The sequence below is a fragment of the Dongia sp. genome (genome assembly GCF_041918875.1).
Lineage (GTDB): Bacteria > Pseudomonadota > Alphaproteobacteria > Dongiales > Dongiaceae > Dongia.
Genome location: NZ_JAYRUV010000002.1, coordinates 196,472 through 221,471 on the forward strand (window position 1 = coordinate 196,472; position 25,000 = coordinate 221,471).

General features: G+C 62.6%; 25 protein-coding genes and 1 other RNA gene. 22 read left to right on the forward strand and 4 right to left on the reverse strand.

Features of this window, described 5'->3' with window-relative positions:
- Positions 1–4 precede the first annotated feature (4 nt).
- From ACE3TY_RS02770 to tkt, 3 genes are all read right to left on the reverse strand, one after another.
- Positions 5–1,222, reverse strand: a complete 1,218-nt coding sequence (locus tag ACE3TY_RS02770; protein WP_374650667.1) for a serine hydrolase domain-containing protein — start codon at positions 1,220–1,222, stop codon at positions 5–7.
- A gap of 173 nt (positions 1,223–1,395) precedes the next feature.
- Positions 1,396–2,403 carry a type I glyceraldehyde-3-phosphate dehydrogenase gene (gene gap / locus ACE3TY_RS02775; RefSeq protein ID WP_374650669.1) on the reverse strand — a complete coding sequence of 336 codons (1,008 nt, stop codon included), beginning with the start codon at positions 2,401–2,403 and terminating at the stop codon, positions 1,396–1,398.
- 163 nt (positions 2,404–2,566) lie between these two features.
- Positions 2,567–4,570 carry a transketolase gene (tkt, locus tag ACE3TY_RS02780; protein ID WP_374650671.1) on the reverse strand — a complete coding sequence of 668 codons (2,004 nt, stop codon included), beginning with the start codon at positions 4,568–4,570 and terminating at the stop codon, positions 2,567–2,569.
- Between the two features lie 289 nt (positions 4,571–4,859).
- On the opposite strand from tkt, the gene ACE3TY_RS02785 reads away from it, so the two are divergent.
- From ACE3TY_RS02785 to ACE3TY_RS02810, 6 genes are all read left to right on the forward strand, one after another.
- A complete protein-coding gene (locus ACE3TY_RS02785) occupies positions 4,860–5,087 on the forward strand; it encodes a hypothetical protein (RefSeq protein ID WP_374650673.1) in 228 nt (75 codons plus the stop codon).
- 4 nt (positions 5,088–5,091) lie between these two features.
- The gene (locus tag ACE3TY_RS02790) at positions 5,092–5,421 is read left to right on the forward strand and encodes a cell division protein ZapA (RefSeq protein ID WP_374650675.1); all 330 of its coding nucleotides are present in this window, start codon (positions 5,092–5,094) and stop codon (positions 5,419–5,421) included.
- A 14-nt stretch (positions 5,422–5,435) separates the two neighbouring features.
- Positions 5,436–5,594: non-coding RNA, 6S RNA (gene ssrS, locus ACE3TY_RS02795), on the forward strand.
- 87 nt (positions 5,595–5,681) lie between these two features.
- A complete protein-coding gene (locus ACE3TY_RS02800; protein WP_374650677.1) occupies positions 5,682–6,278 on the forward strand; it encodes a 5-formyltetrahydrofolate cyclo-ligase in 597 nt (198 codons plus the stop codon).
- 4 nt (positions 6,279–6,282) lie between these two features.
- Positions 6,283–7,110, forward strand: a complete 828-nt coding sequence (locus ACE3TY_RS02805; protein WP_374650679.1) for a TIGR00282 family metallophosphoesterase — start codon at positions 6,283–6,285, stop codon at positions 7,108–7,110.
- 105 nt (positions 7,111–7,215) lie between these two features.
- Entirely contained in the window at positions 7,216–9,132 is a 1,917-nt protein-coding gene (locus ACE3TY_RS02810; RefSeq protein WP_374650681.1) for an MHYT domain-containing protein, read from the forward strand.
- Between the two features lie 5 nt (positions 9,133–9,137).
- Here ACE3TY_RS02810 and ACE3TY_RS02815 read toward each other — a convergent pair whose 3' ends face one another.
- Positions 9,138–9,404 carry a hypothetical protein gene (locus ACE3TY_RS02815; RefSeq protein ID WP_374650683.1) on the reverse strand — a complete coding sequence of 89 codons (267 nt, stop codon included), beginning with the start codon at positions 9,402–9,404 and terminating at the stop codon, positions 9,138–9,140.
- Positions 9,405–9,721: 317 nt separating this feature from the next.
- On the opposite strand from ACE3TY_RS02815, the gene ACE3TY_RS02820 reads away from it, so the two are divergent.
- The 16 genes from ACE3TY_RS02820 to ACE3TY_RS02895 all read left to right on the forward strand — a co-directional run bounded on the left by ACE3TY_RS02820 (position 9,722) and on the right by ACE3TY_RS02895 (position 24,944).
- Entirely contained in the window at positions 9,722–10,471 is a 750-nt protein-coding gene (locus tag ACE3TY_RS02820; RefSeq protein ID WP_374650685.1) for a YebC/PmpR family DNA-binding transcriptional regulator, read from the forward strand.
- Between the two features lie 28 nt (positions 10,472–10,499).
- Positions 10,500–11,015 carry a crossover junction endodeoxyribonuclease RuvC gene (gene ruvC / locus ACE3TY_RS02825; RefSeq protein ID WP_374650687.1) on the forward strand — a complete coding sequence of 172 codons (516 nt, stop codon included), beginning with the start codon at positions 10,500–10,502 and terminating at the stop codon, positions 11,013–11,015.
- On the forward strand, positions 11,012–11,632 hold the full coding sequence (ruvA, locus tag ACE3TY_RS02830) for a Holliday junction branch migration protein RuvA (protein ID WP_374650689.1): 621 nt from the start codon (positions 11,012–11,014) through the stop codon (positions 11,630–11,632). The genes ruvC and ruvA overlap by 4 nt, the downstream gene beginning before the upstream one ends.
- Positions 11,629–12,684, forward strand: coding sequence for a Holliday junction branch migration DNA helicase RuvB (gene ruvB, locus ACE3TY_RS02835; RefSeq protein ID WP_374650691.1), 1,056 nt, complete (start codon positions 11,629–11,631; stop codon positions 12,682–12,684). The genes ruvA and ruvB overlap by 4 nt, the downstream gene beginning before the upstream one ends.
- 130 nt (positions 12,685–12,814) lie before the next feature.
- Complete coding sequence (gene ybgC, locus ACE3TY_RS02840) at positions 12,815–13,249, forward strand: tol-pal system-associated acyl-CoA thioesterase (RefSeq protein WP_374650693.1); 435 nt, start codon at positions 12,815–12,817, stop codon at positions 13,247–13,249.
- A gap of 21 nt (positions 13,250–13,270) precedes the next feature.
- The gene (gene tolQ / locus ACE3TY_RS02845; RefSeq protein ID WP_374650695.1) at positions 13,271–14,065 is read left to right on the forward strand and encodes a protein TolQ; all 795 of its coding nucleotides are present in this window, start codon (positions 13,271–13,273) and stop codon (positions 14,063–14,065) included.
- Positions 14,065–14,535: an ExbD/TolR family protein gene (locus tag ACE3TY_RS02850; protein WP_374650697.1), complete on the forward strand. Its 471-nt coding sequence runs from the start codon at positions 14,065–14,067 to the stop codon at positions 14,533–14,535. Before tolQ ends, ACE3TY_RS02850 begins: the two co-directional genes overlap by 1 nt.
- 4 nt (positions 14,536–14,539) lie before the next feature.
- Complete coding sequence (locus ACE3TY_RS02855; protein ID WP_374650699.1) at positions 14,540–15,436, forward strand: hypothetical protein; 897 nt, start codon at positions 14,540–14,542, stop codon at positions 15,434–15,436.
- Between the two features lie 138 nt (positions 15,437–15,574).
- On the forward strand, positions 15,575–16,891 hold the full coding sequence (gene tolB, locus ACE3TY_RS02860; protein ID WP_374650701.1) for a Tol-Pal system beta propeller repeat protein TolB: 1,317 nt from the start codon (positions 15,575–15,577) through the stop codon (positions 16,889–16,891).
- Positions 16,892–17,048: 157 nt separating this feature from the next.
- A complete protein-coding gene (gene pal / locus ACE3TY_RS02865) occupies positions 17,049–17,555 on the forward strand; it encodes a peptidoglycan-associated lipoprotein Pal (RefSeq protein WP_374650703.1) in 507 nt (168 codons plus the stop codon).
- A 178-nt stretch (positions 17,556–17,733) separates the two neighbouring features.
- Positions 17,734–18,258 (forward strand): peptidoglycan-associated lipoprotein Pal, encoded by a 525-nt coding sequence (gene pal / locus ACE3TY_RS02870; RefSeq protein ID WP_374650705.1) that lies wholly within the window; start codon positions 17,734–17,736, stop codon positions 18,256–18,258.
- A 204-nt stretch (positions 18,259–18,462) separates the two neighbouring features.
- Positions 18,463–19,434 carry a tol-pal system protein YbgF gene (gene ybgF, locus ACE3TY_RS02875; protein ID WP_374650707.1) on the forward strand — a complete coding sequence of 324 codons (972 nt, stop codon included), beginning with the start codon at positions 18,463–18,465 and terminating at the stop codon, positions 19,432–19,434.
- 60 nt (positions 19,435–19,494) lie between these two features.
- The gene (gene tilS / locus ACE3TY_RS02880; protein ID WP_374650710.1) at positions 19,495–20,754 is read left to right on the forward strand and encodes a tRNA lysidine(34) synthetase TilS; all 1,260 of its coding nucleotides are present in this window, start codon (positions 19,495–19,497) and stop codon (positions 20,752–20,754) included.
- A gap of 82 nt (positions 20,755–20,836) precedes the next feature.
- Positions 20,837–22,768 carry an ATP-dependent zinc metalloprotease FtsH gene (gene ftsH / locus ACE3TY_RS02885; protein WP_374650711.1) on the forward strand — a complete coding sequence of 644 codons (1,932 nt, stop codon included), beginning with the start codon at positions 20,837–20,839 and terminating at the stop codon, positions 22,766–22,768.
- Between the two features lie 87 nt (positions 22,769–22,855).
- Complete coding sequence (folP, locus tag ACE3TY_RS02890; protein WP_374650713.1) at positions 22,856–23,893, forward strand: dihydropteroate synthase; 1,038 nt, start codon at positions 22,856–22,858, stop codon at positions 23,891–23,893.
- A 181-nt stretch (positions 23,894–24,074) separates the two neighbouring features.
- Complete coding sequence (locus ACE3TY_RS02895; protein ID WP_374650715.1) at positions 24,075–24,944, forward strand: NYN domain-containing protein; 870 nt, start codon at positions 24,075–24,077, stop codon at positions 24,942–24,944.
- Positions 24,945–25,000 lie beyond the last annotated feature (56 nt).

Sequence of the window (25,000 nt, forward strand, 5' to 3'; positions counted from 1 at the left end):
CCGCTCAGCCGAAATGCGTGCCGATGGCGCGCAGACCAGCCATGATATGCCGGTCCATGCCCTCGTCGACCGGCAAGGGCTGCGACGAGACCTTGACCGCAACCAATTCCGCCTTGCGGTCGATGAAGATCCATTGCCCATGAATGCCGACGGCGCAGAAGGCTTCGCGGTCCTCATCGACGATGTACCATTTGCTGCGATACTTGCCGCCTTCGATGAAATGGGCCATGTCGCCGCGCGACCAGGCGCCGGCATCGCCGTTCCGGAGAATGTCGTCGATCCAGGCGCGTGGCACGATGCTCTTTCCGGCGACCTCGCCGTGGCAGCGCATCATCTCGCCGAAGCGGCCGAGATCGCGCAAGGTGGCGCTCATGCCGCCGGCCGTGCGCGCGGCGCCGAGCCGGTCGACGGTGACATAGGCCGGCATTTCGGCGCCAATATGCTGCCAGATGCGGTCGCTGAGGAGGTCGGACAGTTTGGAGCCCGAAGCGCGTTCCAGCAGCCAGCCGAGCAGGTCGGAATTGGGTGACACATAATGGAACGTATGGCCGTGCTCGCCGCCGGCTCGTTTGGTTGTCGCCAGGAAACCGCGCAGGTCGATCTTTTCGGCCGGATCCTCGACCGGGTTCCAGCCGCTGGCGCGGCGATAGCGCATGAAGTCGCCCTTTGGATCGAGATAATCCTCGGTAAAATCGATGGCGACGGTCATGTCGAGTACTTGCCGCACAGTGGCATCGCCATAGGCCGAACCCGTGGTTTCGGGGAGATAGTCCGAAACCGGGGCGCTGGGATCGAGCTCTCCCTTCGCGACCAGCAGTCCGGCCAAAGAGCCGGTGATGGATTTGCTGACCGAGAAGACGATATGCGGCCGGTTGGCGGCCAGCGCCGCGGCATATCGCTCGGTCACGATGCGGCCCTGATGCAATGCCAGGAAGCCGTCGGTAAACGTATCGGCGACCATGCCGCCGACTGTCCCGTTCTTTCCGTCGGCCGTGCGATAGGCGATTCCCGTGAGGTCCATTGAGGATGTCGCCAGGGGTCTGACGCGGGACGGATCATGGGCAATGATCGCGCTGGGGATGATCTCCGACACATGCGAAAAGGCCCAGCGATTGAAGGGGGCTGTTCGCCAATTGGCCAGGGTTACCTGATTTTCGACACTTGCCGGCGATCCCTGCATCAATCCGGCCTGAAACGGCATTCCGTCCATCGCGACACCCATCCCATTATTCGCTCGTGCAATTGGCGCTGCAATCTAGCGCCGGGAAAGGAGCGGTGCCAAGTCCTGCCGAGTGGCTGGAGCGGTTGGAAAGCCGGCCATTGCTGGTGGCAGGCAGCAAAAAAACCCCATGCCGGAAGCACGGGGGTTCTTCTTTGGTGCGCCCGGGCGCCGGCTCAGCCCAGCTTGCCGACCGCGACGAGCGTATCGCACATGCGGTTGGAGAAGCCCCATTCATTGTCGTACCAGCTCAGCACGCGGACGAAGGTGCCGTCGATGACCTGGGTCTGTGACAGATCGAAAGTCGAACTGTTCTGGTTGTGATTGAAATCGATCGACACCAGCGGCTGGTCGTTGACACCGAGAACGCCCTTCAAGGGGCCGTTGGCCGCCTTGATGATCGCTTCATTGACCTTTTCCTTGGTTGTGGCCTTCTTGGCGACGAACTTGAAATCGACGACCGAGACGTTCGGGGTCGGCACGCGGATCGACGAACCGTCGAGTTTGCCGGCCAGTTCCGGCAGCACCAGGCCGACGGCCTTGGCAGCGCCCGTCGTGGTCGGGATCATGCTGAGGGCCGCCGCGCGGGCGCGATAGAGATCCTTGTGCATGGTGTCCAGCGTCGGCTGGTCGCCCGTGTAGGAATGGATCGTCGTCATATAGCCATGCTCGATACCGATCGCCTTGTGGAGAACGGCCGCGACCGGCGCCAGGCAATTGGTGGTGCAGGAGGCGTTGGAGATGATCCGATGCGATTTCTTGAGTTTGGCGTGGTTGACGCCGTAGACGACGGTGAGGTCGGCGTTGGTCGCGGGCGCCGAGATGACGACGCGCTTGGCGCCGGCATTGATATGCGCCATCGCCTTTTCACGGTCGGTGAAGAGACCGGTGCACTCGGCGACGATGTCAACCTTCAGGTCCTTCCACGGCAGCTTGGCGGGATCGCGCTCGGCGCTGACATTGATCCAGCCGCGGCCCACATCCATGGCACCGGCCTTTGTCTTCACACTGCCGGGAAAGGCCCCATGCACGGAATCGCGGCGGAACAGGTGGGCGTTCGTTTCGACCGGGCCCAGATCGTTGATGGCGACGATGTCGAGATCCTTGCGGCCCGATTCCATCATCGCACGGAGGACCAGTCGGCCGATGCGGCCGAAGCCGTTAATCGCAACCCGAATTGCCATGTCAGTACCTTTCACAAAATCTGGTTATCAACACTTGGTGACTACATTGGGTACTCGCTAAAACTCCACTTGTCATCCCCCGCGAAGGCGGGGGATCCGCGAGTTTCTGTCGCTCGATAAAAACTCGCGGATGGCCCGCCTGAAGCAGGTCATGACAAGGCTGTTACATTCGGGCAATGACGGCGTCGACGATCGCCGCCGGCGTGATGCCGAAATTCTTGTAGAGATCGGCAATGGGCGCCGAAGCGCCAAAGCCCTTCATGCCGATGAAAATCCCGTCCGTGCCGATATAGCGCTCCCAGCCGAAGCCGATCGCGGCTTCGACTGCGACCTTGAGGCCGCTGCCAAGAACTTCCTGGCGATAAGCCGCGGATTGCTGATCGAAGAGTTCGCAACTCGGCATCGAGACGACGGCGGCGCCGATACCCTTTTCCTCGAGCAGTTTCTGCGCATCGACGGCGATGGCGACTTCCGAACCGGTGGCGATCAGCGTGACCTTGCGTTCCTTCTGCGTCGGGCGGATGACATAGCCGCCGCGCGCGCAATGATTGGCGTTGGCGGCGTCCGCCCTGAGGTGCGGCAGGGCCTGGCGGGTGAGGGCCAGGACCGACGGCCGGTCCCTGGTGGTGAGCGCCAGCGCCCAGCACTCGGCCGTTTCCATCGTGTCGCAGGGGCGGAAGACGAGCAGGTTCGGAATGGCACGCAGGGCGGCCAGATGCTCCACCGGCTGGTGCGTCGGACCGTCTTCGCCCAGGCCGATTGAATCATGAGTCATGACATAGACGACCCGCTGGTTCATGAGCGCCGAGAGGCGAATGGCCGGACGGCAATAATCGGTGAAGACCAGGAAGGTGCCGCCGAATGGAATGACGCCGCCATGAAGGGCCATGCCGTTCATGGCGGCGGCCATGCCATGCTCGCGAATGCCGTAATAGATATAGTTGCCGCCATAATTTTCGGCGGTAACGGCCTTGGCCACCTTGGCCTTGGTATTGTTCGAGCCGGTCAGATCCGCCGAACCGCCGATCAGTTCGGGCAGGGCGGGGACCAGGGTATCCAGGACCAGCTGCGAGGACTGGCGGGTCGCCAGCTTCGGCGCGTCCTTGGCGATGGTCGATTTCAGGTCGCCCAGGACTTCGGCGAAGTTCGCCGGAAGTTCGCCCTTCATGACGCGCTCGAACTCGGCCTTCTGCTTGTCGGCATCCAGGCGCTTGCCCCAGGCTTGCATCGCCTCGCCGCCGCGGCTGCCGATGTCGGCCCAGGCAGATCTGATATCGGCCGGGATGTCGAACGGCGCATGAGCCCAGCCGAGCTTTTCGCGCGCACCTGCCACTTCGTCCTTGCCCAGCGGCGAACCGTGGGTGGCGGAGGTGCCTTCCTTTTTCGGCGCACCGAAGCCGATCACCGTCTTGCAGGCGATGAGGCTGGGCTTGTTCGACTTCCTGGCGGCGGCGATGGCGGCCGAGACGGCTTCCGGATCGTGCCCGTCGACGCGCGTCGCGGCCCAGCCGCTGGCCTGGAAGCGCATCAGCTGGTCGTCGGAGCAGGAGAGGGAGACGGCGCCGTCGATCGAGATACCGTTATCGTCGAAAAGGACGATGAGCTTGCTCAGTTTGAGGTGGCCTGCCAGCGAGATCGCCTCGTGGCTGATGCCTTCCATCAGACAGCCGTCGCCGGCGATGACATAGGTGTGATGATCGACCAGATCGTCGCCGAAGCGGGCATTCAGAATGCGTTCGGCCAACGCCATGCCGACCGCGTTGGCTATGCCCTGGCCCAGCGGGCCGGTCGTCGTCTCGACACCCGGCGTATGGCCGAATTCGGGATGGCCTGGCGTCTTGCTGCCCCATTGGCGGAAGCGTTTCAACTCGTCCAGGGTCACGCCGGGGACACCGGTGAGGTGCAGGAGCGAGTACATCAGCATCGAACCGTGGCCGGCGGACAGCACGAAGCGGTCGCGGTCGGGCCAGGCCGGATTGGCTGCATTGAATTTCAAATGCCGCTGGAACAGGACCGTCGCCACATCGGCCATGCCCATGGGCATGCCGGGATGTCCGGAATTGGCGGCTTCGACTGCATCCATCGACAAGGCACGGATGGCGTTGGCGAGGTCTTTGTGGGGGATCGTGCTCTTGGCGGCGGCGGCCGAGTTGGCGTCCATCATCATTCCTTGGATGACCGGCGATTACCGGAGAATCCTAACGTGGCGGCCGACCGATCCGGCCGCCGGATCGCGGCGGAACATGCCCGCCCGGGGCCGCAAGGTCAACAGCGGATTCCCGCTGAATTTGGCGCAAAGTGCTAAGTTCTTACAGCACTGCGGCAGATTGGCAGGCTGCATCGGTTGACGCCGCTCGAAGAGGTCGAGTAAACGAGAAGAAGCGGATACCTAAACCGGCCCCCTGAGGCCGGAATCAGAATCGGACCGTCGCAACCGGGGGGCAGGAACCGACAGGATGTCCAGATTGGATACGGCATTGAGCCGCCTCGATGCGGCTATGGCGCGATTGGATTCGGCGGTCGAGGAAAGCTCGTCGCGCGGCTACCGGGATCGCGATCTTCTGCAGACCGAATTGGCCGTGCTGCGCCAGACCTATTCCCTGCTTCAGTCCGAAGCCCGGCTTGTATCGGAGCGCCTGGACACAGTCATCGGCCGCATGCATTCCGTGACCGAGGGGGCTTGAGAACATGCCGACCGTCACTATCGGGCTGAACGGCCGCAATTACGACATCGCCTGCGGCGAGGGCGAAGAGGCCCGGGTGCAGGAACTGGCCGGCGAACTGCGCCGCCGCATGGAAAGCCTGGCCAAGAATGCCGGCCCGGTCGCCGAAAACCTGCTTTTCGCACTGACGGGCTTGTTGCTCGCAGACGAGCTCGACCAGAAGAACCGGCAGATCTCGCAGCTCAAGGGTCAGCAGGAGGATCTGGTGCAAAGGCGGGAAATCGCGCTCGCAGATACGATCGAGCGCTTGGCCGTCAAGATCGAAGCTATTGCGGCGCGGCTGGAAGCAGCCTAAGTACCAGCCCGGGCGGAGCGCTGCAGGGTGCGTGAGGCCGTGTATTCCCTGAGGCCAATTCTTAACCTCTAGGGAGCTGTCCCTACTTGGACCGTGGTCCAAGCATATGGCGCCCACCTGCTTAAGCAGGCCACAGAGGAATCAAACGAGCTAACGGCTCAGGTGGCACCGCCCACCTCTCTTTCCCAGCCGCATCTCTGATCGACGAAATCGATCGAAGATGCGGCTGTTTGCTATTCAGTCGATTAAAGAAATGCCTTATGGATTCCCAGGAACTCACTGATTTTAAAGCTCAGTTACGCAAGCAGGCGTTTGCCGAGCGCGATCTTGCCTGGCAGAAGAATCCCGGGGCCGGTGAAGCGCTGAAACATCACCTGATCGAGGCCCTGGCCATGCCGCCCGGCCTGGCTATTTCGGGATATTGGCCGCTGCCCGGTGAAATGGATGTGCGGCCGGCACTGGCGCATTACCATGCCGAGGGGCATGCCGTCGGGCTGCCGGTCGTAACGGGCAGGAACCTGCCGCTCATCTTCCGACGCTGGAACCCGAAGGTGGAACTGGTCCAGGGCAGCTTCCGGGTCATGACGCCACCGGACAGTGCCCCGGCGGTAATTCCTTCGATCCTGCTGGTGCCGCTGCTGGCGTTCGATCCGGAAGGCTATCGCCTTGGCTATGGCGGCGGGTTCTACGATCGGACCCTGGCCAAGCTGCGGCACGAGGCGCATGCTGTCGCGGTCGGGGTGGCCTATGCGGTTCAGGAAGTGCCGATGGTGCCGCGGGGCATCTATGACCAGCCGCTGGACTATGTCGTCACTGAGCGCGCAGTCTTTAAGTTTAATAGAAAGAGTGATCTGTAATATAATGAATTTGTTGTTTTTAGGCGATCTTGTTGGTCGGGCTGGCCGCGACGTGGTGATGGAGCGTCTGCCGCAGCTGCGTCGCGACCTTGCAATCGATTTCGTGGTCGCCAATGTCGAAAATGCGGCCGGCGGCTTCGGCATCACCCAGAAGGTGCTGGCCGAGCTTTTCGCCAGTGGCGTCGATTGCGCCAGCACCGGCAATCATGTCTGGGATCAGAAGGAGACGGTCGGCTTCATCGGCAGCGAACCGCGCCTGCTGCGACCGCTCAACTTCCCGCAAGGAACACCGGGCAAGGGCGCTGGCCTGTTCCAAACGGCGCGCGGGAAGAAAGTGCTGGTCGCCAACCTGATGGGCCGTCTGTTCATGGACCCGCTCGACGATCCGTTCGCCGCCGCCGAAGTTCTGCTCAAGACCTATCGTCTGGGCGGCAATGCCGACGCGATCCTGTTCGACTTCCACGCTGAAGCGACCAGCGAGAAGATGGCCTTTGGCCATTTCATCGACGGGCGTGCTTCCTTTGTCGTGGGAACACATACCCATGTCCCGACCGCCGATCATATGATCCTCGAGAAAGGCACGGCCTATCAGTCGGATGCGGGCATGTGCGGCGATTACGATTCCGTCATAGGCATGGAGAAATCGCTCCCCGTCCAGCGCTTCACACGCAAGCTGCCGACGGAAAGGTTGAGCCCGGCGACAGGGGCCGGCACGCTTTGCGGCGTTCTGGTCGAAACGGACGACGCAACTGGTCTCGCCCGCCGGATCGCGCCGGTACGTCTCGGTGGAAAGCTGGAGTCAACGCTCCCGAAATCGGCCGCAATGGCCTGATTGCAGTGCTGATATGAACCTGGGTTATGTTAAGTTAACCCGGATTTAAGCGCTTTGCGGCACTGATGGTCGGGTAAAAATGCCCGGATCGGACTTGGACTCGACATGGTAGGTCACCTGCACACGACACATGATCCGCTAATCGTCCTGTTGTCGTTGCTGGTTGCCGCGGTCAGCTCGCTGGTCTCGCTCGATGTGGCGGAGCGATTGCGTGGCGGGCGAGGGCTGGCCTGGGTGCTTTGGCTCGCTGCCGCCAGTTGCGCGTTGGGTGGCGGCATCTGGTCGATGCATTTCATCGCGATGCTGGCCTTCAAGCCGCCCTTCGACGTTCGCTACGATGTCGGCCTCACCATCGCCTCGCTGCTGATTGCGATCGTCTCGACCGCGATCGGCTATGCGATCGTCGCCTGGCAGCGGGCCCCAGGCTGGCCGAAACTGGCCCTTGCGGGGCTTTTTGCCGGAAGCGGCGTTGCCGCCATGCACTATACCGGCATGGCCGCCATGATCGTTCCGGCGGACATCTCTCACGACGGACTGCTGGTTGCCGTTTCGGTGCTGATTGCCATCGTTGCTGCGACGGCTGCTTTCTGGCTGAGCCTGGAGTTGGACCGGACCTGGCATAAGCTGGCGGCGTCGCTGGTCATGGGTGGCGCCATCGCCGGCATGCACTATACCGCCATGGCGGCCGTAGACTTTACCGCCGATATCCACAGCGACCTCCGTTCCTTGGCTGACGGTACGCCGACGCCCATCCTGGCAGCCGCCTTGGCCATCGCGACCATCCTCATCCTGGCGATCGGGTTCATTGCGGCAATCAGCGACCGCAGGTTCGACCGGCGTGAACGGGAAGAGGCGGCGCGGCGGCTGCAGACCGAACGCCGGTTCGAGACGGTGGTGAGCGCCAGTTCCAGCGTGGTGCTGCTGTTGGATGAAAACGGTGTCATCACCTATGATTCGCCCTCGACCCGGCGCGTCCTGGGCGATGGCACGGCGGTCTTTTGCGGCCAGCGCCTGGAGAAGTTCATTCCCCAGGACAATAAGCAGCAATATCAGAATCTTATGCGGGAGATCTTAGATGCGCCCGGCGGCACGGAAGAGATCGAGATGCCGATTGTCACGGTCTCGGGCCATACGACCTATACCGACATGGCCATGACCAACCTGCTGGCGGACCCGCATCTTCATGCCATCGTGGTGAAGCTGCATGACATCACCGAGAAGAAGCGCTTCACCGAAGAATTGCGCGCCGCGAAGGAACGCGCCGAGGCCGGCAGCCGGGCCAAATCAACATTCCTGGCTAATGTAAGTCATGAACTGAGGACGCCACTCAATTCGATTATCGGCTTTTCCGATCTGCTGCTGGCGCAACCGAACGGCCCGCTGCAGCCCTCCTATTTCGATTTCGCCCGCGACATCAACGCCAGCGGCAAGGAACTGCTGAACCTCATCAACCGAACGCTGGAATTCTCGCGGGCTGAATCAGGCAATGTCCGGCTTGAAAGCGTCCCCCTGGACCCGATGGCGGAGGTCGATGCGCTGGTCCATCTCTTTCAAGGCCAGATCAACGCCAAGAACATCGCTCTGACCGTCGAGCCGTTCGATGGCCGATTCAAGCTGCTGGCCGATCAGGATAAACTGCGCCAGGTCCTGATAAATCTGCTGTCCAACGCGGTGAAGTTCACGGGCGAGAACGGCCGGATAAATGTGAACGCCGAGGTCGACACGACCGGCAGCCTGGTCATCGCCGTTCAGGACAATGGCTGCGGCATGGCGGAGGAGGAGATCGCCCAAGCCCTGCAACCCTTCGGGAAAGGGAATGCCGGGCTGAACCGCAATTTCGACGGGGCCGGGCTGGGATTGGCGATCAGCAATGCCTGGGTGGCGCTGCATGACGGGCGCATCATCATCGAAAGCGCCCGCAGCGTGGGAACCCTGATAATGGTGAAATTCCCGGCGACCCGTGTGACGGTTGCCGGCGAGGCGGAACTCCCGCATTCCCGGGTGGAAGCGGCGGCCCGGTAGGCGGATCAGGCGCGCTTGCCGCCAGCCACCGCCATGAAGCGGTCGACTTCGGATTGCATCTGTTCGGCGCGCGCCATGAACTGGCGGGCCATCTCATGCACCCGGTCGCAGGCCCGGGGTTCGCCGTCGGCCGCCATCTTGAGCGCGCCGCTGACACCCTCGATACCCATCTGACGGGCGACCTGGGTCACGACTTCCGCCATGCGGTGGATTTCGGCTTCCAGATTGACGCTCCGGCTTTCGCTGCCGGGCTCCCGGATCGTTCGGGACATAAAGTGACCTCGCTTCATCCACATTTGGCCCGAATCGAGGCCAATCGTTAAAAGCTATAGGGAGCTTTCCGTAAACGAGTCATGAATTTTGCGGCCGGACCGTCCAAATCTCTGCTGAACTGCGGATTTGGGTGTGCGGTCGCCTCCGGCGATGGATTGACGCCGACCGGGCTTGGCAGCGGGGGGAATTGTGCTAAAAGGCGTCAAAATCCTGCCATATTCGCGGTCTAGCGTCGCCCAAAGGATGGCGCCGATCCCAACATCTGGTCAGGGTTTGCCGATAGTCCACACTAGGTTTTGCGTTCAGGAACGGATCGATGGCTGGCCATTCCCAATTCAAGAACATCATGTACCGCAAGGGTGCGCAGGATGCGAAGCGCGCCAAAGTCTTCACCAAGATCATCCGCGAATTGACGGTCTCGGCGAAGATGGGCTCGCCCGACCCGGCGACCAACCCGCGCCTGCGCGCAGCAGTGATCGCCGCCCGCGAAGCGAACATGCCCAAGGATACGATGGAACGCGCCATCAAGCGCGGCGCCGGAGGCGAGGACAATACCGCCTATGACGAGGTCCGTTATGAGGGATATGGCCCGGGCGGCGTGGCCATCATCGTCGAGGCGCTGACCGACAACCGTAACCGGACTGCAACGGAGGTGCGTACCGCCTTCGCCAAGGCCGGCGGCAATCTGGGCGAGACGAATTCCGTGAGCTTCATGTTCGAGCGCAAGGGCGTCGTCCGCTACCCGGCCAAGACGGCCAGCAACGATGCGATGTTCGAGGCGGCCCTGGAAGCGGGCGCCGACAACGTGGAGTCCGATGCCGAGGCGCACGAGATCACCTGCGCGCCGGAGGATTTCGCGTCCGTCCGGGACGGGCTCGAAGCCAAATTCAAGGAAGCCAAGGAAGCGCGCCTGCAGTGGCGCCCGGTGACGACGGCCCCGGTCGATGGCGATACGGCCGAGACACTCTTCAAGCTGATCGACACGCTGGAGGACAATGACGATGTCCAGACGGTCAGCGCCAATTTCGAAGTGTCGGAAGAAACCCTGGCCAAGCTGACGGCCTGACCAGGGTAATAAAGGAACCGCAAAAGGCATGCGAATTCTCGGACTGGATCCCGGTCTGCAGCATACCGGCTGGGGCGTCATCGACGCCGTCGGCTCGCGGCTCTCCTTTGTCGGTGCCGGTGTCATCAGCTCGGATGCCAAGCGGGACCTCGCTGAGCGGCTGGTGCAGATTCATGACGGCCTGCGCGAGGTGATCGACCTCAACCAGCCCGATGAGGCGGCGGTCGAGGAAACCTTCGTCAACAAGAACCCCAGTTCCACGCTTAAGCTGGGCCTGGCGCGCGGTGTTTCGCTGCTGGTGCCGGCGCTCTACAAGCTGCGCGTCGCCGAATATCCGACGAACCTCGTGAAAAAGTCGGTGGTGGGTGCAGGGCACGCCGACAAGGAACAGGTGAAGATGATGGTGGGCGTGCTGCTGCCGGCGGCCCGCGACCAGAAGAGCGCCGATGCCGCCGACGCGCTGGCCGTGGCCATCTGCCATGCCCATCACATGGGAACGCTCGGCAAATGGGGCGCGCAGGACTTCCGCGAGGTTGCCCGTTGATCGGCAAGCTGACAGGCATTGTGGACAGCGTCGCCGCCGATGCCGCCATCATCGATGTGAATGGTGTCGGCTATGTGGTCCATGCCAGCGGCAAGACGCTGGGCCGGCTGGGTGCGCGCGGATCGGCGGTGAGCCTGCTCATCGACACTCATGTGCGCGAGGACGCGATTTCGCTGTTCGGCTTTGCGGAAGGCGTCGAACGCGACTGGTTCCGCGCGCTCCTCAATATCCAGGGTGTCGGTGCCAAGGTGGCCCTCAGCATTCTTTCCGTGATGGCGCCCGACGAACTCGCCCGCGCCATCGCCGCGCAGGACAAGGCTGCCGTGGCGCGCGCCAACGGCGTTGGCCCCAAACTCGCCCAGCGCGTGGTTTCGGAAATGAAGGACAAGGCCGGCGGTATCGGACTGGGTGTGGCGCTGGCGGGCGGCGACGTGCCCGTGGCGGCGCCCGCCGAAACGGCTGACGGACCGATGAACGACGCCGTCTCGGCCCTTGTGAATCTGGGCTATCGCCGGACGGAAGCCTATGGCGCGGTAGCCAGGGTGATGCAGCGCCAGGGTGCCAATGCGGCTCTCAATGACCTCATTGTGCATGGCCTCAAGGAATTGGCGCAATGAGCGAAGTCCAGCCCCGCATGGTGTCCGCCGAGCGCGCCGAGGACGACAATCCCGAGCAGAGTCTGCGCCCCCTGGCGCTGACTGAATTTATCGGCCAGCAGAAGCTGCGCGAGAATCTCGGCATCTTCATCGAAGCGGCGAAGGCGCGCGGCGAGGCGCTGGATCATGCCTTGTTCTATGGTCCGCCGGGCCTGGGCAAGACGACCTTGTCGCAGATCGTGGCGCGCGAGCTTGGCGTCGGCTTCCGTGCAACTTCCGGTCCCGTGATCGCGCGGGCAGGGGATCTTGCCGCCTTGCTGACCAACCTGCAGCCGCGCGATGTTCTGTTCATCGACGAGATCCACCGCCTGTCGCCGGCGGTCGAGGAAATCCTCTATCCCGCGATGGAGGATTTCCAGCTCGACCTCATCATCGGCGAAGGCCCGGCGGCGCGTTCGGTGCGGATCGACCTGCCGAAATTCACGCTGGTGGGTGCCACCACACGCCTTGGCATGATTACGACGCCTTTGCGCGAACGCTTCGGCATTCCGCTGCGGCTCAATTTCTATACGCATGACGAACTGGAGTTGATCGTGCGCCGTGGCGCCCGCGTGCTGGGTCTCGATCTGGCCGATAGCGGTGCCGCCGAGATAGCCCGCCGCGCGCGGGGTACACCGCGCGTTGCCGGCCGCCTGCTGCGCCGCGTGCGCGACTTCGCGGCGGTGGCCAAGGTCGGGCGCGTCGAGGCCAAGCTCGCCGACGCGGCGCTGACGCGGTTAGAGGTGGATCAGCTCGGCCTCGACGCGATGGACCGGCGTTACCTCACCTGCATCGCCGACAATTACGACGGCGGGCCCGTTGGCGTCGAAACGATGGCCGCCGCCTTGTCCGAACAGCGCGACACGATCGAGGATGCGATCGAACCCTATCTCATCCAGCAGGGCTTGCTGCAGCGAACCCCACGCGGCCGGATGCTGACCTTGAACGGCTACAAGCATCTGGGCCTCACTCCATCGAGCCACGCCGCGCAAGCCGATCTCCTCGAACCGGCGATCGGGGAGGATGAGCTGTGATGGATAGACCCTTCGCTCACCCCCTCACCCCAACCCTTCTCCCGCGAGGGGCGAGGGGCTATCATTTGCAGGGTTCGGTGGAAACTCCCTCTCCCCTCGCGGGAGAGGGGCGGGGTGAGGGGGCGTTTCGATGACTCTCACCGCGTTGAACGCCGCAGCCGCAGCGCACCATCACCCCATCCGCGTCTATTACGAGGACACGGATGCGGGCGGGATCGTCTATTACGCCAACTATCTGAAATTCGCCGAGCGCGCGCGGACGGAGATGCTGCGCGCGGCGGGTTTTCATCACACGGCCATGATGCAGGGCGATGGACTGATGCTGGCCGTGCGGCGCGTGACGGCCGACTATCTGCGCCCCGCGAAACTGGATGACGCGCTGGATGTTGCAACCGCCGTCACCGGCCTGGGTGCCGCCACGGTCGATCTCGATCAGTCCATCCGGCGCGAGGGACAGGAGCTCTGCCGCGTTCATGTGACCATTGCCTGCGTGGGGCGCGATGGCAGGCCGGCGCGCCTGCCGGCCCCCTTGCGCACGGCACTTTCACCCATCATTCAATCCTAAAGTAAGAAGCGAAGAAAACCCATGGATCCGCAACAGCCAGCACCTTCCGCAACCCCCGTTGCCCCGGTCTCGGGCAATGCCCTCGACGGTGTCGATGCCGCCGCCCAGGCCGCTGTCGGCTTGCCGAGTGCCGCGCACGATCTTTCCGTCTGGGCCCTGTTCATGCAGGCGGACTGGATTGTGAAGAGCGTCATGCTCTTCCTGCTGTTCGCCTCGATCTGGAGCTGGGCGATCATTTTCGACAAGATCATCCGCATCCGCCGCCTCCGCGAACAGGCCCGCCAGTTCGAGGAAGCCTTCTGGTCCGGCGGCTCGCTCGAGGAGCTCTATGACCGCATCTCGAACCGGCCGGCCGATCCGATGTCGTCGATCTTCGTCGCCGCCATGCGCGAATGGCGCCGGTCGGCCGCCAAGGGTCTGCTGGCGTCGGAGCAGTTCCGCGAAAGCCTGCAGGACCGTATCGAGCGCGTCATGAACATCACGCTGGGGCGCGAGATGGACCAGATCGAACGTTACATGGGCTATCTCGCCTCGGTCGGTTCGGCTGCTCCCTTCATCGGCCTTTTTGGCACGGTCTGGGGCATCATGAACTCGTTCGCCGCCATCGCCGGCTCGAAGAACACGACGCTGGCCGTCGTGGCGCCTGGCATTGCCGAAGCCTTGTTCGCGACTGCCCTGGGTCTCGTTGCCGCCATCCCGGCGGTGCTCGCCTATAACAAGCTTTCGGGCGACATCAACCGCTATGGCAACCGGCTCGAAGCCTTCGCCGGCGAGTTCGGCGCGATCCTCTCGCGCCAGCTGGAGGAGAAGCACTAATGGCCGTCAAACTCGGCGCCGGGCATCCGTCGCGCGGGCGGGCCGCGCGGCGCAAATTTTCGCCCATGGCCGACATCAACGTGACGCCGATGGTCGACGTCATGCTGGTGCTGCTCATCATCTTCATGGTGACGGCGCCCTTGCTCACCGTCGGCGTCGAGGTGGAACTGCCCAAGACCAGTGCCGAGGCGATGTCCAACCCGGACGAGCCGCTGGTGGTCACGGTCAGAAGCGATAACGCCATCTTCCTCCAGGAAACGCAGATCGCCATCGAGGAGGTGGGCGCCCGCCTCAAGGCCATCACGATGAACAAGCCGGACACGATCATTTACGTCCGTGGCGATGCGACGGCGAACTGGGACGGCATTGCCCAAGTTTTGGCGGAATTGCAGGCTAATGGTTTCAACAAGGTCGGTATCGTGACCGACACCAAAGCCTCTGGCGAGCCGGAAAAGAAGAAGTCGAACTAGCGTAATGAACTTTTTGACCGAAAAGCTGGGTCTCGACCCGGAACTCAACCGAGGATTCGTCATCTCGGTCGTGTTCCATGTGGGCCTGTTCCTGTTCGCCTGGTTCGGCGTGCCGCAGCTCTTTCAGGATGACATCATCGTCGAGCCGCTGGGTATCGAGGCCGCAATCGTCTCGGACCTCACTGCGGCGCCCAAGGTCGACAAGCCATCGAAGAAGGTGAGCGAGAAGAAGAAAGAGACCCAGAAGGTCGAGCCGAAGAAGGAAGCGAAGCCGGCGCCGGCCAAGGAGAATCCGAAGGCCACCTCGGCGCCGCCGCCGCCGGAACCAGAGCAGCAGGCGGTCGTGATTCCCGACCAAACCAAGCCCAAGGAAGAAAAGAAGGTCGAGAAGAAGCCGGAAGAAAAGCCGCAGGAAAAGCCGAAGAAGAAGACCGAGGAAAAGAAGAAAGAGAAGAAAAAGAAGGAATCGGCCGAACTCGACAATCTTCTGGCCAGCGTCCTCAACGAGCCGGCCGCCGAACCGACGCCAGAGAAGCCGAAGAAGCAGGCAGCAGCCGAGCCGGAGGAGAGCACGGGCCCGCAGACGGAGCTTGCCTCGGAAGTGCCGATGACATCCGGCGACGAGGACGGCATCCGCAGTCAGATCGAGCAGAACTGGAATCTCGGCAGTGCCGCCGGTGCGCCCAACCTCGATCAAATCCTGGTCGAGCTTCGGATTGAATTGCAGCCCGACGGCACGGTCACGCGCGTGGAATTGCTGAACAACCAGGCCGACCCCTATTTCCGGTCGATTGCTGAGGGTGCTGTGCGCGCCGTGAAGCGCGCCAGCCCGCTGCGCCTGCCGCCCGGCAAGTTCTGGCCGACGATCAAATTGCGCTTCCGTCCGTCGGAGATCATCTAGACGGTAAGGCGGCGCGGCAAGTTCAAGCGTTTGTAAGATGCGTTAATGCGTGAATCACGGTATGAAACCAATTGAACGTTTGCATTGTTGCTTAGCGGGCGATTGGGCAAGGTGAAGCCCTAGATGATGAGGCAAGGCATGAAGCAGTTAATGCGCGGCATCCTGATTGTGTCGCTGGTGATTCTTCCCATTGGGATAGGCACGGCCAGGGCTGAGCCGACGATAGATATCACGCGCGGCAATGTGGAACCGATGCCGATCGCGGTGCCGGATTTCTTCGCTGCGTCGCCCAGCGATTCCCAGGTCGCGCGCGACATGGCCGGCGTCATCGCTGCCGATCTCGAACGCTCGGGCCTCTTTGCACCCATCGACAAAAAGGCCTTCATCCAGGATTCCGGCTCGTTGCAGCAGGCGCCGCGTTTCCAGGATTGGCGTCTTATCAACGCCCAGGCGCTGGTGGCCGGTAATGTCACCTCGCAAGCCAATGGCCAGATCGCCGTTCAGTTCCGCCTGTGGGACGTGTTCGGCGAGCAGCAGATGACCGGGTTCCAGTACAATTCGGCGACCAACAATTGGCGCCGTGTCGCCCACAAGATCGCCGACGAAATCTACAAGCGCATCACGGGCGAGCAGGGCTATTTCGACACCCGCATCGTCTATGTGTCGGAAACCGGCCCGAAGGCCAAGCGCGTGAAGCGCCTCGCCATCATGGACCAGGATGGCGAGAACCATAAGAACCTGACCGATGGCGGCGTGCTGGTGCTGACGCCGCGCTTCTCGCCGGCCGCGCAGGACATTACCTACATGTCCTATTACGGCAACAAGCCGCGCGTCTATCTCTTCAATATCGACAGCGGCCAGCAGGAAGTCCTCGGCGACTTTCCCGGTATGACCTTCGCGCCGCGCTTCTCGCCGGACGGTTCCAAGGTCATCATGAGCATGGCGCAGGGCGGCAACACCGATATCTATGTGATGGATATCCGCACGCGCCGAACGCAGCGCATCACCAACACGCCGGGCATCGACACGGCGCCGAGCTATGCGCCGGACGGCAGCCAGATCACGTTCGAGAGCGACCGTGGCGGCAGCCAGCAGATCTACGTCATGGGTGCCGATGGCGGCGGCGCCCGCCGGATCAGCAAGGGGCAGGGGCGTTACGGCACGCCGGTCTGGTCCCCGCGCGGTGATCTTATTGCGTTTACCCGCATGTACCAAGGCAGCTTTTACGTGGGCGTGATGCGCCCCGACGGATCAGGCGAGCGGATGCTGTCCCAGGGCTGGCTGATCGAGGGCCCGACCTGGGCGCCCAATGGCCGCGTACTCGCTTTCTATAAACAGGAACCCAATGGCAAGACGCAGCTGCATTCCATTGACCTCACCGGGCACAATGAGCGTGTCATGAAAACGCCACTGGACGGGTCGGATCCGGCATGGTCGCCCTTGCTTGAAAACTAATAATGATTTATGTTCCGCCCCGATTCTGGGATCAATTCGAACCTGGAATACCTTGATTCAGCGCGGAATTTGAGGCGCGTGCAGGTCGGCGATCCACATCGGGGGGTGGTCGGGGGATTTGCACGAGCCGAGAACGGACAATAAGAGGAAACAAAAAATGCGTCTTTCGATCCTGTCGGCCTTGGCTGCGGCCGCTCTCCTGGCAGCCTGCTCGTCGGATGTTCCGGTGAACGATGCCGGCGGTGCCGGTGCCGGCACCAGCGCCTCGGCCTCGACCGATACTGGCATTGCCGGTGCGGCCGTCCCGGGCTCGCCCGAGGACTTCAACCAGAATGTCGGCAACACCGTCTATTTCGACCTCGACAGCTATAGCTTGAGCTCTGACGCCCAGAGCCAGCTGCAGCGTCAGGCCGCCTGGCTGCAGCAGTACCCGCAGCGCACGCTGACCGTCGAAGGTCACTGCGACGAGCGTGGTACGCGTGAGTACAACCTCGCCCTCGGCGAGCGTCGTGCGAATTCGGTTGCCAACTACCTGGTCGCCCTCGGCGTCGACAAGGCGCGTCTCAGCACCATCTCCTACGGCAAAGAGCGTCCGCTCTGCGTCGAGTCGGATGAGTCCTGCTGGTCGCAGAACCGCCGCGGCGTCAGCGCCATCAACCAGTAATCCAGCACTTCAGCGGATAACTGGAATCATCAGCGCCGGCCTGGAGCGATCCAGGCCGGCGTTTTTGTTTGCGCGGCTGGCACTTTCCCCGTCTTCGCGACAATTCCGCCGCAATCCCGCCCTCTTTGGCGCCGAGTTTACCTCGGTTGATGATTTTCAACCTTAAGAGGGGACTCCAATGCTTCCAACGAGCGATCGCAGCCGGCAGATGGCTGCGGTCATGTTCGCATCGCTGATGCTTCATGCCTGCGGCACCGATGGCGATGCGAAGACGATTGCGACCAAACCGCCGGTTCAAACCGGCACCGGCCCGTCCGACCCGAATGGGGTCGATACCGGGCTCCTGGATGCCGAGCGGGTGTGGGAGACGGAGGTCGGCAACGTCGTCGCCTTCGTCACGAACGCGCATGACCTGACGCCGGAGGCGCAGGCGATCCTGCAGCGCCAGGCGCAATGGCTGCTGAAATACCCGAACCGCACGGCCGTCATCCAGGGTCACGCCGACGAACGGGGAACGCGCGAATACAATCTGGCGCTGGGCGAAAGACGGGCGGAATCGGTGCGCGCCTATCTGGTGGCGCTCGGCATCGATACGGGGCGCCTCGAGACGACTTCGTTCGGCAAGGAACAGCCGCTGTGCGGCGAAGCCGACGAGACCTGCTGGGTGCGGAACCGGCGCGCCGTGACGGCGTTGAATCCCTGATTTTCGCCGTTTTTCGGCTGAAATGAGGCCCGAAACGAGCCTGGGCAAATGCTTGCCCAGGCTTGCTTTTCACCGAGTCCCTTTGGCATTGTCAGCTCGCAATTTTGTGACCGGGCTGGCCCGGCTACGCCATAATTCCGCCCGGATCGGTGTCGAGCATGCAGGATGCCGGAACCGGGATGACGAGCGATGAGGATGACCCGCGTGACTTTTGCAAATGGGATGAAGATCGCCGCCCTGGCGGGCCTGCTGGCATTGGCGCCGATGGCGGCCGTCCAGGCCGACGAGGTCGACGATCTCCGCGCCGAGCTGCAGCAATTGAAGCAGCAGGTCACCTTCCTGGAAAACCAGATGCCAAAGGGCGGGACGGGCGTCGGCGGCGGTACCGTGGCGGCTCAGACCGAAGTGCGCTTCCAGCAATACGACCAGCAGATGAGCCAGCTGACCGGCCAGATCGAACAGCTGGAACTGAAGATCAACGATCTCGCCGACAAGTTCGACCGCATGCAGAAGGATACCGAGTTCCGCCTCGGCGAGCTTGAAAAGGCGAGTGCCGGCGGGGCTGCCGCGATGCCACCGGTGGCTGGTGCCGAGACGGGTGTTGCCGCGCCAACCGATACGGCGGCAGCGGCTTCGGGCGCGGTCGATCCCGGCGCGCCACCGCAGCCGACCCAGCCCGGCGTCATGGGCACGCTTTCCAGCGACCAGATGCAGAACCTGCCGCAGGCGCCGGCGGGTGCAGCCGAACAGGCAGCGGCTGGCGCCGCGACATCGGTCGTGCTGCCCGGCAACTCTCCGCAGGAGCAATATGATTATGCAACCGGCCTGGTCCAGCGCGGCGCCTATGCCGAGGCCGAGATTGCACTGAAATCCTTCGTCGCGGAGCACCCGAAAGACCCGCTGGCGGGCAATGCGCAATACTGGCTGGGCGAAACCTATTACGTCCGCAGCGATTTCAAGAACGCGGCGGTCGCCTTCGCCGAGGGCTATCAGAAATATCCCAAGAGCGCCAAGTCGGCGGACAATCTGCTGAAGCTCGGCATGTCGCTGGGGCAGACCGGCCGCAATGCCGACGCCTGCACGGCTTTCCGCCAGCTGGACAAACAGTTCCCCGAGGCGTCCCAGGCGATCAAGGATCGCGCCGCCCGTGCCAAGCAGCGCTACAAGTGCGGTTGAGGCCAAGCGCTTGGGGATAGTCCCGCGACATCGCTGAACGACCGGGCCTTTGCCGCGCTGATGGCGGCATGCGGGCCTTACGAATCCCGGCCGCACATTGCCGTTGCCGTGTCGGGCGGCGCCGACAGCTTGGCACTGATGTATCTCCTCCATGCCTGGACGCGTGCGCAAGGGGGGCGGCTCAGTGCGTTCACCGTCGATCATGGCTTGCGCGCCGACTCTGCTGCCGAAGCGGATCAAGTTGCATCCTGGGCCGTGGCTGCCGGCATTGCGCACCGCATCCTGCGCTGGACCGGCAAGAAACCGGAGAGCGGTCTTCAGGCGGCGGCGCGGCGGGCTCGCTATCAGCTGCTTGCCGATGCGTGCCGGGCGGCCGGCATCCTCCACCTCGTCACCGCTCATCAATTGGATGACCAGCGCGAGACAGTCGCCATGCGGCAAGCACGGAAAGGGGCGGACCAGCAGGGGTTGGCCGGGATGAGCGCCATTGTGGCCCGCGACGGCGTACGCCTGCTGCGCCCGCTGCTCGGCGTATCCGGCGAGATATTGCGGGACTATCTCCGGGCGCGCGGGCAGAGCTGGCTCGACGATCCCAGTAACCAGCTGGTCCGCTTCGAACGCGTGCGCTGGCGCATGGGCCTGGAAGGTCCGCTGCCGGCGGCTGCCGAAATCCACGACTGGGGCCGGCAGCGCGTGGCGGGTGAGGAGGCGATCGCCGATCTTTTCATCCGCTCGGTCGAGATCAATCCGGCGGGTCATGTCCTGATTGATTTGCCGGTGTGGCGGCATGCGCCCGAACGGGTACGAGGACCGGCCCTGGCGCGCCTTATCGGGGTGATTTCCGGCATCGATTATCCGCCGGCGAGCGAGGCGCTGGGGCGGGCGGTCGATTGCCTGCTGGCGTGCCGGCCGGCCATGAGCCTGGGCGGCTGCCTGATCGGCACCTGGCATGGCCTCGGCCTGGTCTGCCGCGAAGCATCGGCTGTGAAGGACCGGCTGACGCAAAGCGGCCGCTGGGACAACCGGTTTGACGTGCGGATGGAGGGGGAGCCGGGTTCAATTGTGGCAATCCTTGGCGAGGACGGCGTCGCGGAAATCGGGCAAAGCGGGTATTTCCGATCGTGGCGTAAGGATATTCCGCCCCTGGCAAGGCCGGCCTTGCCGGCGGTTCGCGATGCGACAGGTCGTCTCATCTTCGTGGCGTATCTGGGTTTCGACCCATATGGCCAAGGACAAGCCACCCATTTCCGGTTTTTGCCCCGAAATTCAGCAACATCAAGCGGCTTTACAGTTGCGTATGGGTGGCCGCACACTATTTAACTACAAGTGAAGCGTCGGGTTTCCATCGCCGCCCGCTCTCGGCAGGCGCGATCCCCAAACCGACCTTGAGACCTTATGAGGGATGAAGATTGTGAATTGGGGTAAGAACCTGATGATCTGGGTGGCGATCGGCCTGTTGCTGGTCGTCCTGTTTCAAATGTTCGGTGGGGCGACATCGCGCACCGCGCAGACCCAGATGGCCTATTCGGCGTTCCTGGGCAAAGTGAATGAAGGCGTCGTCAGCGACGTGACCATTCGCGGCCCGGATATCACCGGCCATACGACGGACGGTCAGGCTTTTGCCACCTATGCGCCGGACGACCCCAAGCTGGTCGAGAATCTCTCCGCCAAGGGCGTCGAGATCAAGGCCGCGCCGCAGGATGACGGCATGAGCCCGCTGATGGCGCTTCTCATCAACTGGGCACCGCTCATCATCATCGTCGGCATCTGGATATTCTTCATGCGCCAGATGCAGGGCCAGGGCGGCAAGGCCATGGGTTTCGGCAAGTCGCGCGCCAAGCTGCTGACCGAGCGTACCGGGCGCGTCACATTCGACGACGTCGCCGGCATCGAGGAAGCCAAGTCCGAGCTCGAGGAAATCGTCGAATTCCTGAAGGATCCGCAAAAGTTCCAGCGCCTGGGTGGCAAGATTCCCAAAGGATGTCTGCTCGTCGGTCCTCCGGGCACCGGTAAGACGCTGCTCGCCCGCGCCATCGCCGGCGAAGCCAATGTGCCGTTCTTCACCATCTCGGGCTCGGATTTCGTCGAAATGTTCGTCGGCGTCGGCGCATCCCGCGTGCGCGACATGTTCGAACAGGGCAAGAAGAACGCGCCCTGCATCATCTTCATCGACGAAATCGATGCGGTCGGCCGTCATCGCGGCGCCGGCCTTGGCGGCGGCAATGACGAGCGCGAGCAGACCCTCAACCAGATGCTGGTCGAGATGGACGGTTTCGACGCCAATGAAGGTGTCATCATCATCGCCGCCACCAACCGGCCGGACGTGCTCGACCCGGCGCTGCTGCGTCCGGGCCGTTTCGACCGGCAGATCACCGTGCCGAACCCGGATATCAGCGGTCGTGAGCAGATCCTGAAGGTTCATATGCGGAAGGTTCCGCTGGGCCCGGATGTGGATGCCCGCGTCATCGCCCGTGGTACCCCCGGTTTCTCCGGCGCCGATCTTGCGAACCTTGTCAACGAGGCGGCACTGATGGCAGCCCGTTTCGGCAAGCGCGTCGTCACCATGGCCGATTTCGAACAGGCCAAGGACCGCGTCATGATGGGCAGCGAGCGCCGCTCGATGGTCATGACGCCGGAAGAGAAGCTGGCGACCGCCTATCACGAGGCCGGCCATGCGATCGTCAATCTGGAGGTGCCGGAAGCCGATCCGCTCCACAAGGTGACGATCATCCCGCGCGGCCGGGCGCTCGGTCTCACCATGTCGCTGCCGGAAAAGGATCGCTACAGCATTTCCAAGACTTGGATGGAAAGCCGTATCGCCATCTGTTTCGGCGGCCGTATCGCCGAGCAGCTCATCTATGGCCAGGAGCACCTCAATTCCGGTGCCTCGAACGACATCATGCAGGCCACGGAAATGGCGCGCCGCATGGTCACCGAATTCGGCATGAGCGATAAGCTGGGGCCGCTGCGTTATTCCGACAGCGAACAGGATGTGTTCCTGGGCTATCAGATCGGCCAGCAGCGCAAGAACATGTCGGATGAAACGACCAAGCTGATCGACCAGGAGGTCCGCCGCATCGTCGAAACGGGCGAGAATAAGGCGCGCGAACTGCTGACACATCACCTTGAAGGCCTGCACACGGTCGCCAAGGCTCTGGTCGAGTTCGAGACATTGAGCGGTGACGAAGTTCGCTCCCTGCTCAGTGGCGAAAAGATCCGCCAGGATACGGGCCAGGGTGGCAGCGCCGCGGCGACGGTGAAGCCACGTTCGTCCATCCCGACCGGTGCCATCACGCGTCCGGGTTTCGAGCCCAAGCCGCAGCCGGGCAGCTGACCCGGCAAGAACAAGCATATGATTTGCTCCGAAGCCCCGCCTTGCCGGCGGGGCTTCTGGCATCTGCAAGGTTGAATGGGGCACTCAATGGCGGGAACCTATCTCATTCCCACGGCGATGCTGGCCGGGTCGGCCGCCGAACGCGCGGTTGCCGCTGGTACGGCGCGGCGACTTGCCGGCGGACCGGTGGCCTTTGCCGGCATGGAGAGTGCGACCCGCGACATTGAGGGCAGGGGTATACGCCGGCCGGTTCAACTGGCCGATCTCGATGCCGCGGCGCTGGCACCGTTCTCGGCGCCGCCGCTTCCCTGGGCTGGCTTCGATCTCAAGCGCGCGCTCATCATGGGTATTGTCAACGTGACGCCGGACAGCTTCTCCGACGGCGGCGACTATGCCGATGCCAGCGCGGCGGCCGCCCGTGGCATTGCCCTGGCCGAGGCGGGCGCCGACATTCTCGATATCGGTGGCGAGTCGACGCGGCCGGGATCGGCGCCTGTGTCGGTGGCGGAAGAGATTGGCCGCGTCGTGCCCGTCATCCGCGCTTTGGCGGAAAAAGGGCTCTGCGTCTCGGTCGATACGCGGCACGCACCAGTCATGGCGGCGGCGGTCGAGGCCGGGGCACGCATCATCAACGACGTTACGGCGCTGACCGGCGATCCAGAGAGCGAGCGGGTCGCCGCCGGCTCCGGAGCCGCGATCGTGCTGATGCATATGCTGGGCGAACCGCAGACCATGCAGGCGAACCCGGTCTATGCCGACGTGACGCTCGACCTCATCGACTATTTTGCGGCGCGGCTGGCCAGGCTGGAGGCGCTGGGCGTGGGTCGCAGCCGGATATCCCTCGATCCGGGGATCGGCTTTGGCAAGAAGGATCCCCACAATCTGCGTCTCCTCAACGAACTGGCGGCCTTCCATTCTTTCGGCTGCCCGATCACCCTTGGGGTCTCGCGCAAGAGCTTCATTGGCCGCCTCTCGCGCGGGGAGGCACCCAAGGAACGGCTGGCCGGATCGCTGACCGTGGCGGCCCTTGGCCTGGCCCAAGGCGTCCAGATCGTCAGAGTGCACGATGTTCCGCAGACATTCCAGATGCGGGCCATGGTCGAGGCTCTCCGGTGTTGGCAATGAAGTATATTAATATCAGTAAATTAGACGTCTTCCTTGAAGAGGTCCTGGCGGCAAACCGCTTGACAATGTGTTCGTTGGCTCTCATATCTAGTTTTGCCTGAAGCCAAGCCTAAATTGCTGCTTGGCCAACGGCCTAATAAAGGGCTCCTGCGGGAGCCCTTACCTTTTTCTGGAGCATGACGTGGATCGAACTGCAATTCTGGTGGATGCAGGATACCTTTTCGCTCAAGGCTCTGCCCTTTTAAAGGGAGCTAAGCAGCCCAGAACTGCTCTTTCGGTGGTAGAGGAAAAAATCCTTGAGCTGCTCATCACAGAATCCCACAAGCTAGCTCCGCGAAAGGAGCTCTTGAGAATTTACTGGTACGACGCGCCGCCTCAGGGAAATCGGCCATCGGGTGAACAGTCAAGTCTAGCTCATCGCGATCACGTCAAACTTAGGCTGGGTTTCTTAAATGGTGTCGGTCAACAAAAAGGTGTCGATTCACTCATTGTGACCGACATGATCGAGCTTGCCAGAAATCATGCAGTATCTGATATCGTCTTGATATCGGGGGACGAAGATGTCCGTGTCGGTGTTCAAATTGCGCAAAGCTATGGCGTACGAGTGCATCTTTTGGGAATTTCTCCCGCTCGCGGTTCGCAATCTCTCGCCCTCCTCCAAGAAGCCGATACAACGACGGAGTGGGATAGGTCGATCGTAGAAAGTTGGCTCCTAGTGAAAGAAGTTGGCGTGCGTTCGGAAGCGAAAACTTCTTCTGCGCCAGCATCAGCCGGGGCTGCAGGATTTAGCCGTCAAATTTCTTCCACCTCTAGCGCCGCGATTCCTGCTGAGGTTACTCAGATATTGGACAGCATTGCAGCAGCCTATTCTGACGGACTCGATCCGCTGACAAAGGCGCAAGTGAAGCTGAATTGGGAGAACAATCACTCCGTTCCGCCGGAACATGATGGTAGATTGTTAGCTCGCGCTCGAACAGCTTTACAGCGAGACCTAGATCCGACAGAAAAGCGCCACATTCGCAAGTTGCTCGCTTCTAAGGCCGGCTCCTAAAAGGGCTAAGTTCGTATGAGTGACGGGACTCTTGCTCAAATAGCAACACCAGGTCG

What these genes read in the sequence shown, in the direction of transcription:
- ACE3TY_RS02770 (WP_374650667.1), bottom strand. Translation starts at nt 1,222, where the DNA reads ATGGGTGTCGCGATGGACGGAATGCCGTTTCAGGCCGGATTGATGCAG.
- gap (WP_374650669.1), bottom strand. Translation starts at nt 2,403, where the DNA reads ATGGCAATTCGGGTTGCGATTAACGGCTTCGGCCGCATCGGCCGACTG.
- tkt (WP_374650671.1), bottom strand. Translation starts at nt 4,570, where the DNA reads ATGATGATGGACGCCAACTCGGCCGCCGCCGCCAAGAGCACGATCCCC.
- ACE3TY_RS02785 (WP_374650673.1), top strand. Translation starts at nt 4,860, where the DNA reads ATGTCCAGATTGGATACGGCATTGAGCCGCCTCGATGCGGCTATGGCG.
- ACE3TY_RS02790 (WP_374650675.1), top strand. Translation starts at nt 5,092, where the DNA reads ATGCCGACCGTCACTATCGGGCTGAACGGCCGCAATTACGACATCGCC.
- ACE3TY_RS02800 (WP_374650677.1), top strand. Translation starts at nt 5,682, where the DNA reads ATGGATTCCCAGGAACTCACTGATTTTAAAGCTCAGTTACGCAAGCAG.
- ACE3TY_RS02805 (WP_374650679.1), top strand. Translation starts at nt 6,283, where the DNA reads ATGAATTTGTTGTTTTTAGGCGATCTTGTTGGTCGGGCTGGCCGCGAC.
- ACE3TY_RS02810 (WP_374650681.1), top strand. Translation starts at nt 7,216, where the DNA reads ATGGTAGGTCACCTGCACACGACACATGATCCGCTAATCGTCCTGTTG.
- ACE3TY_RS02815 (WP_374650683.1), bottom strand. Translation starts at nt 9,404, where the DNA reads ATGTCCCGAACGATCCGGGAGCCCGGCAGCGAAAGCCGGAGCGTCAAT.
- ACE3TY_RS02820 (WP_374650685.1), top strand. Translation starts at nt 9,722, where the DNA reads ATGGCTGGCCATTCCCAATTCAAGAACATCATGTACCGCAAGGGTGCG.
- ruvC (WP_374650687.1), top strand. Translation starts at nt 10,500, where the DNA reads ATGCGAATTCTCGGACTGGATCCCGGTCTGCAGCATACCGGCTGGGGC.
- ruvB (WP_374650691.1), top strand. Translation starts at nt 11,629, where the DNA reads ATGAGCGAAGTCCAGCCCCGCATGGTGTCCGCCGAGCGCGCCGAGGAC.
- ybgC (WP_374650693.1), top strand. Translation starts at nt 12,815, where the DNA reads ATGACTCTCACCGCGTTGAACGCCGCAGCCGCAGCGCACCATCACCCC.
- tolQ (WP_374650695.1), top strand. Translation starts at nt 13,271, where the DNA reads ATGGATCCGCAACAGCCAGCACCTTCCGCAACCCCCGTTGCCCCGGTC.
- ACE3TY_RS02850 (WP_374650697.1), top strand. Translation starts at nt 14,065, where the DNA reads ATGGCCGTCAAACTCGGCGCCGGGCATCCGTCGCGCGGGCGGGCCGCG.
- ACE3TY_RS02855 (WP_374650699.1), top strand. Translation starts at nt 14,540, where the DNA reads ATGAACTTTTTGACCGAAAAGCTGGGTCTCGACCCGGAACTCAACCGA.
- tolB (WP_374650701.1), top strand. Translation starts at nt 15,575, where the DNA reads ATGAAGCAGTTAATGCGCGGCATCCTGATTGTGTCGCTGGTGATTCTT.
- pal (WP_374650703.1), top strand. Translation starts at nt 17,049, where the DNA reads ATGCGTCTTTCGATCCTGTCGGCCTTGGCTGCGGCCGCTCTCCTGGCA.
- pal (WP_374650705.1), top strand. Translation starts at nt 17,734, where the DNA reads ATGCTTCCAACGAGCGATCGCAGCCGGCAGATGGCTGCGGTCATGTTC.
- tilS (WP_374650710.1), top strand. Translation starts at nt 19,495, where the DNA reads ATGGCGGCATGCGGGCCTTACGAATCCCGGCCGCACATTGCCGTTGCC.
- ftsH (WP_374650711.1), top strand. Translation starts at nt 20,837, where the DNA reads ATGAAGATTGTGAATTGGGGTAAGAACCTGATGATCTGGGTGGCGATC.
- folP (WP_374650713.1), top strand. Translation starts at nt 22,856, where the DNA reads ATGGCGGGAACCTATCTCATTCCCACGGCGATGCTGGCCGGGTCGGCC.